17 protein-coding genes are annotated in these 15,478 nt (G+C 42.0%); 3 read left to right on the plus strand and 14 right to left on the minus strand.

All coding sequences use genetic code 11. The features are described from left to right. Nucleotides 1-230: 230 nt before the first annotated feature. From NYE72_RS16235 to NYE72_RS16275, 9 genes are all read right to left on the minus strand, one after another. Entirely contained in the window at nt 231-443 is a 213-nt protein-coding gene (locus NYE72_RS16235) for a DUF896 domain-containing protein (protein ID WP_036676956.1), read from the minus strand. Between the two features lie 62 nt (nt 444-505). Then, a complete protein-coding gene (locus NYE72_RS16240; protein WP_254848917.1) occupies nt 506-922 on the minus strand; it encodes a MarR family transcriptional regulator in 417 nt (138 codons plus the stop codon). A gap of 190 nt (nt 923-1,112) precedes the next feature. After that, nucleotides 1,113-2,207: a HAMP domain-containing sensor histidine kinase gene (locus NYE72_RS16245; RefSeq protein WP_036676951.1), complete on the minus strand. Its 1,095-nt coding sequence runs from the start codon at nt 2,205-2,207 to the stop codon at nt 1,113-1,115. An 81-nt stretch (nt 2,208-2,288) separates the two neighbouring features. After that, nucleotides 2,289-2,927 (minus strand): ABC-2 transporter permease, encoded by a 639-nt coding sequence (locus NYE72_RS16250; protein WP_036676948.1) that lies wholly within the window; start codon nt 2,925-2,927, stop codon nt 2,289-2,291. Between the two features lie 17 nt (nt 2,928-2,944). Then, entirely contained in the window at nt 2,945-3,580 is a 636-nt protein-coding gene (locus tag NYE72_RS16255) for an ABC-2 transporter permease (RefSeq protein WP_036676945.1), read from the minus strand. Next, nucleotides 3,573-4,442 (minus strand): ABC transporter ATP-binding protein, encoded by an 870-nt coding sequence (locus tag NYE72_RS16260; RefSeq protein WP_036676942.1) that lies wholly within the window; start codon nt 4,440-4,442, stop codon nt 3,573-3,575. The genes NYE72_RS16255 and NYE72_RS16260 overlap by 8 nt, the downstream gene beginning before the upstream one ends. Further along, entirely contained in the window at nt 4,439-4,819 is a 381-nt protein-coding gene (locus NYE72_RS16265) for a GntR family transcriptional regulator (RefSeq protein ID WP_036676940.1), read from the minus strand. The genes NYE72_RS16260 and NYE72_RS16265 overlap by 4 nt, the downstream gene beginning before the upstream one ends. Nucleotides 4,820-4,975: 156 nt before the next feature. Then, on the minus strand, nt 4,976-5,653 hold the full coding sequence (locus NYE72_RS16270; protein ID WP_339210022.1) for a succinylglutamate desuccinylase/aspartoacylase family protein: 678 nt from the start codon (nt 5,651-5,653) through the stop codon (nt 4,976-4,978). 181 nt (nt 5,654-5,834) lie between these two features. Then, nucleotides 5,835-7,133: an alpha-glucosidase/alpha-galactosidase gene (locus NYE72_RS16275; RefSeq protein WP_036676934.1), complete on the minus strand. Its 1,299-nt coding sequence runs from the start codon at nt 7,131-7,133 to the stop codon at nt 5,835-5,837. 257 nt (nt 7,134-7,390) lie between these two features. On the opposite strand from NYE72_RS16275, the gene NYE72_RS16280 reads away from it, so the two are divergent. After that, a complete protein-coding gene (locus NYE72_RS16280) occupies nt 7,391-8,254 on the plus strand; it encodes an AraC family transcriptional regulator (RefSeq protein WP_076099101.1) in 864 nt (287 codons plus the stop codon). A gap of 10 nt (nt 8,255-8,264) precedes the next feature. Here the strand turns inward: NYE72_RS16280 and NYE72_RS16285 are convergent, their stop codons facing one another. Both NYE72_RS16285 and NYE72_RS16290 read right to left on the minus strand, forming a co-directional pair. Next, the gene (locus NYE72_RS16285) at nt 8,265-8,795 is read right to left on the minus strand and encodes a GrpB family protein (protein ID WP_235219390.1); all 531 of its coding nucleotides are present in this window, start codon (nt 8,793-8,795) and stop codon (nt 8,265-8,267) included. Between the two features lie 39 nt (nt 8,796-8,834). Next, on the minus strand, nt 8,835-10,055 hold the full coding sequence (locus tag NYE72_RS16290; protein ID WP_076099100.1) for an MFS transporter: 1,221 nt from the start codon (nt 10,053-10,055) through the stop codon (nt 8,835-8,837). A gap of 188 nt (nt 10,056-10,243) precedes the next feature. On the opposite strand from NYE72_RS16290, the gene NYE72_RS16295 reads away from it, so the two are divergent. Next, a complete protein-coding gene (locus tag NYE72_RS16295; RefSeq protein WP_076099099.1) occupies nt 10,244-11,023 on the plus strand; it encodes a GNAT family N-acetyltransferase in 780 nt (259 codons plus the stop codon). A 24-nt stretch (nt 11,024-11,047) separates the two neighbouring features. Then, nucleotides 11,048-11,356 (plus strand): DUF4190 domain-containing protein, encoded by a 309-nt coding sequence (locus NYE72_RS16300; protein ID WP_036676925.1) that lies wholly within the window; start codon nt 11,048-11,050, stop codon nt 11,354-11,356. Nucleotides 11,357-11,432: 76 nt separating this feature from the next. On the opposite strand, the gene NYE72_RS16305 is transcribed toward NYE72_RS16300, so the two are convergent. The 3 genes from NYE72_RS16305 to NYE72_RS16315 are packed head-to-tail and all read right to left on the minus strand — an operon-like array spanning nt 11,433 to nt 15,427. Further along, the gene (locus NYE72_RS16305; RefSeq protein ID WP_036676923.1) at nt 11,433-12,623 is read right to left on the minus strand and encodes a Ger(x)C family spore germination protein; all 1,191 of its coding nucleotides are present in this window, start codon (nt 12,621-12,623) and stop codon (nt 11,433-11,435) included. Then, nucleotides 12,616-13,719 carry a GerAB/ArcD/ProY family transporter gene (locus tag NYE72_RS16310; protein ID WP_036676920.1) on the minus strand — a complete coding sequence of 368 codons (1,104 nt, stop codon included), beginning with the start codon at nt 13,717-13,719 and terminating at the stop codon, nt 12,616-12,618. The genes NYE72_RS16305 and NYE72_RS16310 overlap by 8 nt, the downstream gene beginning before the upstream one ends. A gap of 37 nt (nt 13,720-13,756) precedes the next feature. After that, a complete protein-coding gene (locus NYE72_RS16315; RefSeq protein WP_036677387.1) occupies nt 13,757-15,427 on the minus strand; it encodes a spore germination protein in 1,671 nt (556 codons plus the stop codon). Nucleotides 15,428-15,478 lie beyond the last annotated feature (51 nt).

A 15,478-nucleotide genomic window follows, 5' to 3' on the forward strand; every position in this document is an offset into this window, starting at 1 on the left:
CCCCTTCTTGTTATCCCTTATCTGTTGTCTATTCCATTCTATCAATCCAGTCTTAGATCCTGTGTAACGCAAGTTTAATTGATTCTTAACTTTCAACAGCCCCTAATGATAACGATTTAAGCTTCTGTTAAGATTGGAATAACAAAAAAACACCTTTAGTTATCCGTCGATTAACCATAGGCCAATTCAACGTTTTCTAAAGGTGTAGTTTCCACTTATTAGTTCATTGATTATTTACGCGCTGCACGAAGCTTCTCAGGAGTTACATCATTTCCATCCGGATCTAAAATTGTCACTCCAGAAAGACTGTTACGAACTTGTCCACGAATTTCACGCAGGTAGTCTTCACGCAATGCGATCTGTTCAACCCATTCGCCTTGTGTCAGACCTACTTCACGTTCTTTCTTAGCTAATTCATTGATGCGAGTCAAACTTGTAATCATCTATATTCCTCTTTTCTTAGTTTTAATTAGCTTACTAACGGTTATGGCGATTAGTTCCAGATTCAAGCTAAATTATCAGCCATTTGTTTCATAAGTCTTCTTAATAATAAACGTTCTTCAGGTATAATTCCGGCTAGTAATTTATCCAGCTGTTTGTTCCAGATCTGTTCCACAGGTTCGCAGAGATTACGTCCGGCTGGGGTTAGATACACTCGGCTAACTCTGCCATCTTCAGGATCTCTTTTTCGAACAACAAACCCATGATTTTCAAGAGATTTCACCATATTTGTTATGGTTGGAGGCTCACAATTCAAGCGTTCACTTAGCTGTATCTGTGTCATTCCATCTGTTCTCCATAACCGGCATAATAACTGTTCTTGACCCACATGAAGATTTAGTTCTCTAAGCAGCTCTGCATAATCTCTACGCATTTCCGCTGATATTCTATCCAGTAGTTCCCTTATCTCATCTTCTATCACAGATATTTCCTCCGTACTGCCTTACAAATTACTTAGCAAGCTAATAATATCACGATTTATTAAAAATTTCAAATAAATGTCCGTAACGTTCATCCTGTTTGCTGACCAAACCATTAAAAAAGAAGTAAAACCACAAGATCACGTAGATCTTGTTTTTTTACTCCTGCCCAGTCAACACTTGACTTCGTTCTCAATTATTTTGTGGAAGCCGCACTTCAAACATCGTCCGCACTACACTGCTTTGTGCAGAAACTGTTCCAGCATGTTGTTCCACAATGTTTTTAGTGATAAATAAGCCCAGTCCCGTACTCCCTGTGGGATGCGTTCGCGCTCGATCCCCGGTGTAGAACATATCAAAAATACGCGGCAGCTCTTCTGGATCAATACAATCTCCATAGTTAATAATCTCAATAACGACTTCGTTTTCTTCTAAATACCCATGAATATCAATAAATTGACCGTCGCTTCCGTATCGCGCTGCGTTAGTGAGAAGATTCTCAAATACACGTGCCAGCAGCTCACCGTCACCCTCTATCTTCAGAGGTTGGGTTACATCCAAGCGGGAAGTAAGACCATTTTTCTCAAAAACGGGATATAACTCTTCATTTAACTGCAAAAGAAGCTCACTCAGGTCGATCGAGGTTTTCTCAAGCGTAAGCTTACCATAGTTCATTCTTGTGATTTCAAATAGCTCATCAATTAATTTTTCCAAACGTTGAGATTTAGTATAAGCAATCGTTGTGTAATGTCTGGTCTGTTCTGGCGTTAATTCATTGTCCTTAAGGATAAAATCCAAATAACCTATAACTGAGGTAAGTGGAGTACGCAGATCATGTGCCAGATTTAACACAAGTTGATCTTTACTGCTCTCCGCAAAGTCTCCCCGCTCAATAGCTTCCTGAAGATGATCAATAGCCAGATTGATATCATGGCCAATAAGGCCGAATTCATCTTTAGAAGGGATATCCACCCGCTCCGAGAAATCACCCGACGCCAGCTGATGGATCCCTTTCGAGATTTCCTTGAAATAATTTGCATATGGTTTAGTAAATATAAAAAAGAATAAGATGGCCAAAGGAATGAAGATAATCAAAAACGCATTAACATCACCGATATCCCGCATCAAGTAGCGAACTTTAGTCAATGGATTTTCTAATAAGACCTCTGATCGATAATATCTCTGCAGAATTTTATAGATTGAAAAGGTAATTCCACCGGATACAAGCATACTGGCCATCAGCAGCATAATCATTTTTGTACGAAAGCTATAAATCATTTTAGGCATTGGTTGTATACCCTTCCCCTACTATTTATCTTTGTAGTGACAATGGTATATGAATTCATTCAAAATCTCAAATCCTTCGAATCAAAGATCTTTCCGCACAAAAATCCGCAGAGAAATGATATATGAACAGCTAAGCAAGAATATATAAGCCAGCCCTAGGATTATAAAGGGAATGACCGTACCTTTCACTCCAAAACTTAGCCATCTGTTCACATCAGGTATCCACTGGATCAAAAAGCTAAACACGTTCGGGCCAAACATAACAATCATCATAAAAACAAGATTAACCACTTGTGCCCCCTTTGCCCCTAACCAGTAATGAATCGGTAAATAAAGCATCGCAAGGAGAGGGAAAATGGATATCGTAATACCAACCTCTTGCCAAAAATGAGGGGTTACGGCTTTACCTGTCACAACAATCAGGAGATAGGTAAAGGCCGTTGCTGCCAGCCCGACAAGAGCAAACGGAAGGATCGAAAAATATTTGGCACGGACAAGCTCTTGTCTCCGTACAGGGAGATTAACGAGAAACCGTTGCGTCATCTGCTGAGTATCCATTGAACAGGAGCTTATCAATAACAGCATAGGTGGCATTACCGTAAATAAACTGAAGCTATGATAGTTTGAGTATGCTATGAAAATAAAGAAAGGGATTAGCAGCATCAGAAATTTACGCAGAAGAATGAAGTCTTTTTGAATTAAAAAAAATGATTTATACACTTTACGTCCTCCTTAGCTTATAACTCTTCCTTACTAAACAATCGTAGTGAAATTCTATACGAGCAGTACAATATAGATAGATAAACAATCCCTGTCAAACCAACCGGCACCAGATGATCTTGCAGCTTTAAATGGGTAATCGTTAAGAAAAAGGATGAATTTGAGAGTGAAGATCCAGTGTTTAGGGTGGTAATCGTTATTACTACATTAAAAAGGATATTGAAGTAATAGTTTTTGGAACCAAGCCAATAATGAATCGGCAGATAAATAGACGCAGTCAAAGGAATCATCAGTAATGTTAAAGATACCCCTATCCAATAAAACGGGCTAATGGAATATCCAAATGAAAAGGAAATTAGTAACAAAGCTAAAGAGCAAACCAAACCGATGAAACAATAAGGAACAAGTGATAAGTATTTAGCCAAGATAATCTCTTGCCGTCTTACTGGCAACCCTATAACAAACTTTGTGTTGTTATTCTGTGCATCCATAGAACAGGAGTATACGAGCAACAGTAAAGATTGAAATGTAGCAAACATGCTGGAGTTATCCAGTTGAACATATGCGATAAACAAGATACTCAAGAGAAATATAGGGATAAAATTCCGCAGGAGAATAAAGTCTTTTCGAATCAGCAAAAAGAGATTAAACATACAAAGTGTTTCCCTTTACCGTAAAATACATGATTTCTTCCAGAGTAGGTGTTTCGCATATGGCATGACCTTTAAAGAAGTGTTCCCCCTCAGAGCGATTGTTCAGAAGACCCTCGAAACCAACTTCCGTCTCTCTAAGCCCGATGAACCATTTTCGTACATCCCGATCAAGCAACTCTTTTTTGCCTTTAACCAGCATATATTTGTTGGCTAGAGATTCTTTCATTTCATTAAATACTAGGCGCCCTTCATTCACAAAAACAATATAGTCTGCGATCCGGTCCAAATCAGTCGTATTATGCGTTGAAAAAAGAATAGACTTCTTCTCATCCTGGATATGCTCACTAAGCAAATCAAGCAACTCTCTTCGGAATATAGGATCAAGTCCTGCAGTAGGTTCATCCATAATGAGCAGATCTGCACCATGTGATAAGGCAATAGCGAGCGAATACTTCATTTTCATTCCTTTGGAGAGCTCCTTAATCTTTTTCCGCGGGGAAAGCTTGAACATCTCTATGTATTTCCTATACGTTTCTTGATCCCAACGACTATAAAAAGGAGCAATAATCTTACTCATCTGATCGATGGTTAATTGATCGTAAAAGTAATTTTCATCGGAGACATAGCCAATCCGATCCTTATTCTCTGCTTCATGAATAGACATCTCTTGGTCAAAAATCTTGACGCTGCCGCGATCAGGAAACACCATCCCCATCATCATTTTAATTATTGTTGTTTTCCCTGCCCCATTCGGCCCAATTAGCCCCGTGATATACCCTTCTTTGATACCGAACGTAAGTTCGCATAGGCTAAAATGGCCATATTTTTTAGAAATTTGGTCCAATTGAATGACTTCTTTCATTCTGTCTCCTCCTCATAAAGCAATTTCAACATCTCACTAAACTCAGCAAAATTAATCCCCAGCATTTTACTCTCGTCGATAATCTCCTTCATTTTTTGCTCCATAATCCGTAGCCGTTGTTCCCGAATAAACTCCTGATCTGCACCAGAAACAAAGGAACCTTTCCCCACAATTGAATTGATAAGCCCTTCTCTCTCCAGTTCTTCATAGGCTCGTTTCGTTGTAATTACGCTAATCTGCAGCTCTTTGGCTAATAGCCGGATAGAAGGTAATGGGGTACCAGACACTAATTCTCCTTGCAGAATCATCTGGCGGATCTGGCTGACAATCTGTGCATAGATGGGTTCACCGGAAGTGTTGGATATCAATATGTTCATGGAATCGTGCCCTCACTCCTAGTTTATGTGTTATCAATGTATATATGTAATATATACACTATACTCAATGTTGTCAATTACCTTTCTTGTATCGGCAAAAAAGCTGATTCCTAGGATCTAAGAACCAGCTTACACAGTTATCAGATATTTTCTCCATCACAATAATCCAGCACTTTTTAAAAAACGGCTAACAATATCTATCTGATAGCGAATCCGTAGCTCACGATCAAGGCTCCAGCAGGTTTCCACAGTAAATACTTTAGCCCCTAATATACGGGTAACGGCTGCCCTTGAGGAGCCGGGGCGCTCCCGTAAACGGATATTAAAATGATAAGCGGTTTTGGGAATCGTTCGATTAATGCCTTTGATGACACGTTTTGCTGTACCTATTCCTCGGCTTCCCGGAGTGACGATGATCGACTGGCCAAGTCGCTTCGGATTTTTTTGTGACAACCCATTTGCTTCATGAAGATCCAGAAACCAGGTGGGACGATATCTTAGTACTAGCTGTAGCAAAGCTGAAGCTAATGGATGTTTTGCCACTACTTTGTTAGAACGTGGAAAGGTGCGATTTAAATCGGGTACACCTCTGATCCGTTTGCGGTAAGCTTTTTGATTCAATAGAGGAACTACAATGATCGTGCCCCGGTGTATATACAACCTTCTCTGGTTAAAACGTTCTACAATGATCTGTGCGGCACGAATACTTCCTGTCTCATTCCCATGTATCCCCGACACCACCATAAAGACAGGACCAGGAAGCTCACCTCTAATCACATAATAAGGGGTAGCAAAAGCTGTGGACGATGCTAAGGTATAGCTTTCAACGATCATAAAGGATCACCTCCACATTTAGATAATCCATATATGTGTATTCCGATATACCCCAGTTGTCCTAGACAGATAAGCAAGAAGAAACGACGTTGTCTTTTTTTAAAGATAACAATCGTTTCTCGTAGAAATATATTCAAAAAAAGCCTGATTTCTCAGGCTTCCTTAGTCCTAACTAGTTAATTTATTTATACGCCGGGAGCCAGTCTCCATGGGCTGTGATCAGCTCGTCGCACATATTTGTAATGTCATCCATCGACAATTCAGCTGCTGTATGTGGATCAAGCATTGCGGCGTGATAGATATGCTCTTTCTTATGGGTAATGGCCGCTTCGATCGTTAACAGCTGTGTATTGATGTTTGTACGATTTAGTGCGGCGCACTGCGGAGGCAGATCTCCCACGTAGGTCGGAGTTACTCCGCTTCTATCTACTAAACAAGGGACCTCTACACATGCTTCATTTGGCAAATTGGTGATAAGACCTGTGTTCATAACATTGCCACCTATTTTGAAAGGCACATTAGTTTCGATGGCTTCCATGATATAAGACGCATATTCATGCGAACGTTCATGTTTAAGTTCTTTGTTATTAACCAATTCTTCCCGCATTTGTTGCCAACGTTCAATTTGATCTACACAGCGGCGTGGATACTCGTCGAGTGGAATTTGAAACCGTTCGATAAGCTCAGGGTAATTACGTTTGATAAAATAAGGATGATACTCTGCGTTATGTTCCGAAGATTCCGTAATGTAGTAACCGAATTTAAGCATCATTTCATAACGGACCATGTCTCCGTGATGTTCTTTTTGCTTCTCAGCTGCACGGCGTTTAATTTCCGGATACAAATCCTCGCCGTCTTTAGTAACCTCCAATAACCAAGCCATATGGTTAATCCCAGCGATCTTAGCCTGAACACCTGTCTGATCCATACCCAGATGCTCGAACAAGCCCGGAATACAATGCTGCACACTATGACATAATCCCACCGTCTTTACACCGCCATAGGTATTCATCACATTGGTCAGAACTGCCATAGGATTCGTATAGTTCATAAAGAGTGCGTCCGGACAAACCTCCCGTACATCCGCAGCAAAGTCCAGCATCACTGGAATAGTACGCAGGTTACGGAATATCCCACCTATGCCAACTGTGTCCGCAATCGTTTGCCGCAAGCCATATTTCTTCGGAATTTCAAAATCTGTGATGGTGCAAGGATCGTAACCTCCCACTTGGATTGCATTAATGACATATTTAGCTCCACGCAAAGCTTCTTTACGATCCGTATAGGATTTCACAACACAAGTGCTGCCGCTGCTCTCTTTTATATTATTAAGCATATTCTCGGAATCTTTAAGGCGTTGCAGATCAATATCATACAGGGCAAGTTCAAACCCTTGCAGGGCTGGCGTTCTCATACAATCTCCCAACACGTTTTTGGCGAATACGGTGCTGCCCGCTCCGATAAATGTAATTTTAGACATATGAAATATTCCTCCTTATAGGTGAGGTGAACGGTGTTAACATCGCAGTTTTATGGAGTAGAGTAAACTATAATTCCCTTATAAACACTAGGATGTTAGATCATAACCGTCTGCTCTCTTCACTAATCACTATAAATGAGAGCGGTCCCAATGAGTATGGAGAAATACAAGAGAAATATGGACGTTTGTTGCATTTGTATATTCAATCCTATACTCTAAATGTATTATAAAAGCAATCTTGGGGAGGTCCTAAGTGAATGGCTTCAGAGCATTATCATTTTACAGCAGGGTTTAATCTGGCTCCCGATGATCATGACCTATCTGTATTATTCAGCGGAGAAGGCAAGCCTGTTCCTGGCCATAAAATGGGCCCCTCTGTTCATGATTACTATCTCATTCATACAGTAATTGATGGTAAAGGTGTTTTTCAAAGTGGCAGTAATTCACAGGGATGTAGTAAGGGGGATACCTTTGTAATTTTTCCGGGTGCGTTATTTAGCTATCAGGCAGACATGGATCGTCCGTGGACATATGTATGGGTGGCCTTACAAGGGGAAGCGGTTGAACAGCTACTACACGAAGTGGGAATTACAAGGGACAAGCCAATAATCCACTTAGATAACCTAATAGAGATACATAAAATATATGAACATATTCGTTTATCCTTTCAGCAATCTGCTTATCCTCGACTGGAGAGCTTAGAAGCTTCGGGTTGGCTGCGGCTGCTAGTGCACAAATTCGGTGTTGCGAACATAAGTTCGCTTTCCTCTCAATCGATAGAATTACCGGATGTTATCGACCGCCAGATCGATCAAGCGATCCGTTGGATTTCTCTGCAGTTTCATCAACAGATCAGTATCGACCATATGGCATCGTCTCTAGGCTATCATAGAGCGCATCTCTCTAAAGTCTTTAAACAAAAGATCGGCATGTCTCCCAAACAATATTTATTAAAGGTTCGTATGGATAACGCAAAAAAACTGCTAGGAGGAACGCTGACCATCGACCAGATCTCTTCCTCGGTCGGTTTCAATGACGCGTTATACTTCTCCAAGCAGTTTCGTAAGTGGAGCGGCATGTCTCCAAGTGAATTTCGAAATCATCTTCGAACGGGCAAATGATTGATCTTTCTTACGTTTCTTTCATGGCTTTAGATAAAATAGAGGTAACAAACGTTGTCTTTCCTTCACAATAAGCATCAATGTCATAACGATGTTGTTCTGCCAGGCGCTGTTTGACCTCTGCATACGCTTGACGCGCTGCTGTATTCGATCGCAGATAGTCTCTGAAAGCGATATGCTCCAAGTAGCCTTTTCCATCCTTAGGGCAAACATACAGATGATATTTCATAAACCCGTCATCCTGAAGTCTTTGAAAAGCTTCTCTGCCCTCTATTCCCAAGTTCCCTTGGTGTTCATAACCACGCTGTTGTAAACGTTCGATGATTTGTGGGAGTACATCGTAGCTTTCCATCACAAGATCTAGGTCGATGATAGGTTTAGCAGCCAGCCCTTCAATGGAAGTACTGCCCACATGCTCGATAGAAATAATAAGATCTCCGACATAAGATAAGAGCTGTTCTTTTAATCTATTGAATTCTGCCTTCCACTCTGGGTTATACGGGACAACCTCTATAACTTTCGTCTTCTCAGCGATGATCAAACACCTCCCGGGTATAATAAAAGGTAATATAATACGTTTCTAGCTAATCTCCGGTATATCCTCTTTCTCGATCACTCTATAGACTATCCATATACATAGAGCGGCTACAACAAGCGTTCCCCCCATTAAGCAGACGCCACTCCAGCCCCAATGCTGCCATGCAAAACTTCCCAGCGTGGATCCAATCGCTCCACCTGTAAAAGTGCTGACCATAAAAACAGTATTTATACGACTTCGAGCCGCTGGTTCAAGTGCATATATCCGTGTTTGGTTACTGACCTGTGATCCCTGTACCCCAAGATCCAGAATAATAACTCCTGCAATCAAACTCCAGATTGTAAATCCGGCTAAACCAAAAAATCCGTAAGCAATCAATGTAATTAACAGTAGGATTCCTACAATCTTTTTGGGAGCAATTCTGTCTGCTAACCTCCCGATAAATGGAGCACCAGCAGCACCTGCTACACCAATAAGACCAAACAATCCTGTGATTGAGCTACTGTAGTGATAAGGTTCTCCTTCCAGAAAGAAAGCTAGAGAAGTCCAGAACACACTGAAGCCGCCAAACATGCAAGCCCCAATTAAAGATGACTCACGAAGCGTCGAATATCTGAGAATCAGTTGCCCCATTGATTTCAGCAGATCGGAGTACGAAGAATTATTGTCTGGTTTCGTTGCCGGGATTAGCCGATAAAGAATAAGGGATAGCAATAACATGACTACTGCGGCAATCCAGTACATCGCCCTCCAGCCGAACATATCCCCTATAATTCCGGATATTGTTCTTGCTAGCAGAATACCAAAAAACAATCCACTCATTACTGTACCTATAACCTTCCCCCGTTCCTCCGGTAAAGCTAACTCAGCCGAGAGAGGAATGATGACCTGCGGCACCACCGTAGTTATGCCGATAGCAAAGCTCGCGATATACATCCAAGTGAGGTTTTGTGCGGTAGCGAAACCAATTAGGGACAGTGATACAGCAATAAGAAGTCCGGATATCAGTGTTCTGCGTTCACGAATGTCACCTAGTGGAACAAAAAATAACATTCCCAGCGCGTAGCCGATTTGAGTAAGCATCGATACATATCCCACTGAGTTAGAGGAAGCATTAAAGGTGCGTCCTATCTCAGCTAGGAGCGGCTGATTATAATACATATTTGCCACGCTTAGTCCTGATGCAATGGCTAGAATTAGGATGAATTGCTTAGATAGACCTTCTCCTACACGAACAGCAGCGCCTGTGATAGATTGTGTCATGAAATTATGTGCCTCCGTTCACGTATGCTGCTTCAAACAGCGAGCTTTATTTTCCCTAATATATTATATCAGTCACTGTCAACCTTCTTTTTTCAATAGATTAATGATTAGTAAAAGCAAAAATATAAATATCTGCATAAGTACAATTTATAGTAAAATATATAAATCTGAGCTAGGAGTGGATGGGTGTGCACCAGAACGAACAAATCATAAACAAACTACAAAAGAACCCCTTAAAGAATGTTAGCTTGTTAAAAATGTTAACCTCCTTCCACGAAGTCATGAAAACACATCTAGTAGAGCAAGGTGAGCAGTGGGGTGTTGTTTTACTTCTTCCAGCCACAGCATACGCATATGATCATAGGGTATATCCTCAAGCGGATTACATCGTATTTTTGGATTACAGCTGCCCCGATATATTTCCAGCATTACTAACGCTGCTCCCCACAGAGGCGAAGCTTGTTTTTAAACTGCAGGATGTGAAGTACCAAGAGGCACTGTCTGCGCATTTTTCTTTAGAAAAAGTTCGGGGGTTTTTCTCTTACAGCACAACTGAGGGGTTAAGGTATGTTAAGGACAAAGAGGTAACAATCAATCATTCATTTGACGACAGACTACTTCCACTTTGGGCTGCTAACCATTACAATAAGGAAGAAATTGAGGAATATTTCCAAAAAGGAGCGTTTTCCGTTTCAATCTTTCAGGGCGACAATCCGGTTAGTACCTGCCTAGCGTTCCGCAATGAAGAGCAGATTTGGGAAATCGGCGCTGTACATACTTTAGAAGCATTTCAAAGATACGGATACGCGAAAATGGTAGTTCGCACAGCCATACAAGAAACGTTAGAACGAGGCTTTATTCCACGCTATCACGTCCTTGAAAGAAATCAAGCGTCCATTCGTCTAGCTGAATCTATTGGACTTGTCCCTTGTGTGCAGCTAGAGCACTGGATTAACTACATTCAATAACAATTTCTATTGGAGGTGATTTTAATGAGCTATCCACCAAACGACAATTTGAACTATTATCAGCCTCCACCCCCTCCGGCACCAACGAATGGCAAATCAATCGCTGGTTTTGTCTTGGGAATCCTCTCCATTGTTGTGCCTTATATTGGTTTTCTGTTAGGAATTATTGCGATTATTCTATCCGCCTTATCGCTGAAGGAAATCCGTAATCGTTATGAACAAGGCAAAGGCTTAGCGATTGCAGGTCTGGTATGTGGAATTGTGGGCACGCTGATGTACGCAATTATTATATTATTCGTCGTTGTGTTTGTTTTTGCAGCTTCTACTTACTAACCACGAAAAGGATCTCAATAGCCATCATCGGCTGCTGAGATCCTTTTTGAGTTAACACGTTTATCAAGTGAACCCTTCATTCAGTCGTGGAACCAAAATCGGTGATTTTAAGCTTTACATCAAAGGTTAATGGCATCCGAATAAATTCCTCGTCCCAATGATCCTTGACCTTTTTCCAAACCTGCGGTTTTTCTATGCTGAACCAATTTCCGAACCCTGCCACATCTACTTTATAGGTGGAATGCATTTTGTGAATAAGAGCATTAATTTTTTCGGTCAATCTCTCCTCGAATATCTTCTCCAATTCTTTGAAATAGGCAACTTCCGCGGAATGCTCATTATCATCCCAATGCTCAATAAGACGTCCATCAGACTCAATCGCAACATGAAAGGAAAACTTCTCATCAGCAGTCTCCTTCAGTGTAATCTTGCTCTTGACTGATTTAATCTCATAAGTAATTGCTTCGTTTGACTGATCATATGTTTTGATGCTCCCGCCTTTAACATCGCCTTTGATCCAGGCAATACTCTCCACATCCTGTTGGTTCAGATTGCCGATCCAATATCCTGTGTCTCCCTTGATAATACCGGCACCGGAAAACTCCACCTCACCATTTGCCTCAATAACGTTCTGCAAAACAAAGCTTTGCTTCGAATACATCAATGCATCTAGATTCGACAATGTTATGCCCTTCATAACTTTACTAGTCCTGAAGTGGTTATGGACCATGTCCTCCAGACGAAAAGAAGGAACCTCCTCTGCTGTCGTGTTTAGCGTATCAGACGCACGTCCTTGGCTAAGAAAGATGAGGCAGCTAGGGCGAATATCGTTATCACGCAACAGAAAGTCCATTAGCCGTCGGATTTTCTCCTCTTGTATCAATTTCTCGGATATGACAACAACCTTGAGGTGATGGCCTATAATCGGACGGTTCTTGCGGATCGAAATCTGGCGGAATACTTCAAGCAGGGAATCTCCAGACTCTGAAATATTATGGAAATGAGTTTTGGGTGTTTCACCTTCTTTGCCGGAGTTTCCAATTACATTTTCAGGCACAATTTGTACCGTAGCCGTCAATTTATTATGCTTAAGGTAACTTCCTCCGAGTTCCTCAAATTTCTTTTCGACTGTTTGAGGTTCCCCCTTGTCAAGCGCCAATCCCGTATAAACACTCAAGTCTTCAATTTCCTTACTGCTCCAGCAGCCGGACTGCGTAAGCAGAATCATAAATACCAATAGTAAGCGAATAACCTGCTGTCTAAACATTCTGCTTGAGTCCTTTCTTCCTAATGATTAATACAATCGACAATAACAGTGGCAGCAATATAAAGATCAGCACACCCATATAGCCAATCGCATCACCAAGACTGAAGACATCATTGATGCGTTGAGGGATCATCGTGCAGATGAAGATGATGGGCATTAAAGCGAACATAACCGGATGGATCTTTAGGTGAAACACCTGGGAGATTCCGAGTGACGCATTAAAGAAAAAGCTGCAAAAATTGCAGAACATCTGCATCAGCCAGATAACCAGCAACGGAAATTCAAATCGTTCAAAAAAGAACCCTGAAATTTCAAAGCTCCGCACCAAATCTATCGTCGGCCAGGTGCTGGAGATTACAGAATTAATAGATAAGCCGCCGATAACCATTACAACAGTAACCAAATATAATACAAATGGTATGCTTAAACCAACCAACATTCCCTTGACTGCTTGCTGTGGATGCTCCATAAAGGCCGTCATTGTCATCACAACCTCACAACCGGTAAAGATCAGGATGCTCGACTTCATGCCTCGGATCACCGGGATCATACCTTCACTCAGAAAAGGACGCAAATGCTGGATATCAAATATTCTGGTACTTAAGATATAACAAATTATCAGGATAAAAATACTGATCGGAAATACAATCTGAAACACGCGGGCCATGGAATTAATCCCACCATACACCAAATAAGTGCCCACCCAGATGAACGGCATCACAATCGCCCAGATCGGTGTCCCTTCCAGAAGAAAAAACAATGTTACTTCCGCCAAAACGCGGATTTCGAAACCCGCTATCACAATAAAGTACAGAATCAATATTGTACTCATTACACTGCCTGGAATATTCCCAACAATTCTTTTAGAATACTGAAAGACAGTCTTCCCTGGAAATTGCTGGCTAAGCTTCACCATAACCAATATCACCAAAGATACGGTGATACCTCCCAGCACTACTGAAATCCAGGCATCGGGAGTCTGTACAGCCTTAACAACATTTCTGGGCAAAGTCAAAATTCCCGCACCTAGCATTGAATTGGTCAAGATTATGGAAGCCTGCGAGGTTGTGATCTTGTCATCAGTTCGTTTGAACACTGTGGTCTCCCCTCTGCTCCTGCTAAGAATACATTCTCTAGGACCTGCGCTTTTTCTTCTGGGTCTTCAGCATCTCCGGTCTTCGCTTCATGATTGATAACGGTGCACGGACGAACAAATCCTTCCAGTCACTTAACCGGAAAGGGGAAATAGGAGTGACGTAAGGAACTCCAAAGCTTGAAAGCCGAGTCAGATGACTGCAAATAAGCAGGAAGAAAAGGATGGTTCCGAACATGCCCAGGACCGCCGCAAATAACATGCCTGCGAATCGTAAGATCCGGAGAGTAATCCCCGCACTGTACATCGGTATGGAAAACGAAGAGATCGCTGTCACGGCTACAACAATTACCAGAAACGGACTCACAATACCAGCCTGTACCGCGGCATCTCCAATGATCAGACCTCCGACAATCCCCATTGCCGGACCTATGGGCTTCGGCAGCCGGATTCCAGCTTCACGCAAGATTTCAATGGAAATTTCCAGAATCAACACTTCAATTAATGCAGGAAAGGGTACACCTTGGCGTGTTTCGATAATGGAGATCGCCAGTTGTGTAGGAATCAGTCCCGGATGAAAGGAGATAAAGGAAATATACAGCGCCGGAGCCAACAGAGCCAGAAATGATGCGCAAAACCGGAGTATCCGCAAAAGTGTACCCGGAATCCAGCGCTCATAATAATCCTCAGGAGACTGCAAAAGCATACTGAACGTCACTGGAACAACGAGTGCAAACGGTGTGCCATCCAGCAAAATAGCGACTCTTCCCTCTAACAAGGAAGCAATTACCCGATCGGGTCTTTCCGTATTCTGTGTCTGCTGAAACGGGCTTAAATAATCATCCTCGATCAACTGTTCCACATAGCCGGATTCCAGAATAAAGTCCATATCAATTTTGGAGATACGTTCCTTCACTTCCTGGAGCAGATCAGGATTTACAATGTTTTTCATATAAGCGATAACCAGGTTCTTCTTGATTTCGCTGCCTACTTCAACCATTTTCATTTCCAGATTCTTATTAAGCCCTTGGCGCCGCAGCATAGAGGTATTCTCACTGAGCACCTCGGTAAAGCCAATCCGAGGCCCCCGCAGCAAAGCCTCTGAGGTCGGCTCAGTAATCGAGCGCACTGCTCCATGCGGAGAACCCACCAGCAACATCTCACACATGCCTTCGACAATCAGCGCAGTGTATCCGAATAGGACAAACTCCTGCAGCTGGTCTAAATCCTTGGCTTCACTGAGCTGAGCTAGCGGGAGCATATTCTGTTTCAAGTAGTTGTATATTCCTTCTGAAGCTTGCGTTTCGCCGGCAAACATCAAATTCTGCAGCACCTGCTGATTGATCAGTTCTTCGTGCTGCATCCCCTCTACATAGACTAATGCGGCACGTGCCTGAATACCTTTAACTGAGAATTCACGAAAATGTACATCACTGTTCTCCCCCAATGCCGTTTTTATCGCTGTCAGATCGGCATCATAGTCCTGAGTAAAAGCAGTAGACACAGGAGGCTGCGGATTTACTTCCCGATTGTCATTCTTCTTCAGTTCCGCATCCTGTGATTTGGCCTCTGTTTCCTTAGAGCGTCCGCTTCCAACATAAAAATACAAATGCCTGTAAAGATAAAAAATCCCTACGGGAAAGAGCAGCGTAATCGCCGCCTGCATAAAAATTGTCCAGTCCGGAATATAAGAGACTATTTTAGGCCACATCGCAATCATCCTCTATAGGAATCTGTTAGTACTATTCTCCTTCCACCCTAT

Source organism: Paenibacillus sp. FSL L8-0333, assembly GCF_037965665.1.
GTDB classification, from domain to species: domain Bacteria; phylum Bacillota; class Bacilli; order Paenibacillales; family Paenibacillaceae; genus Paenibacillus_AQ; species Paenibacillus_AQ odorifer.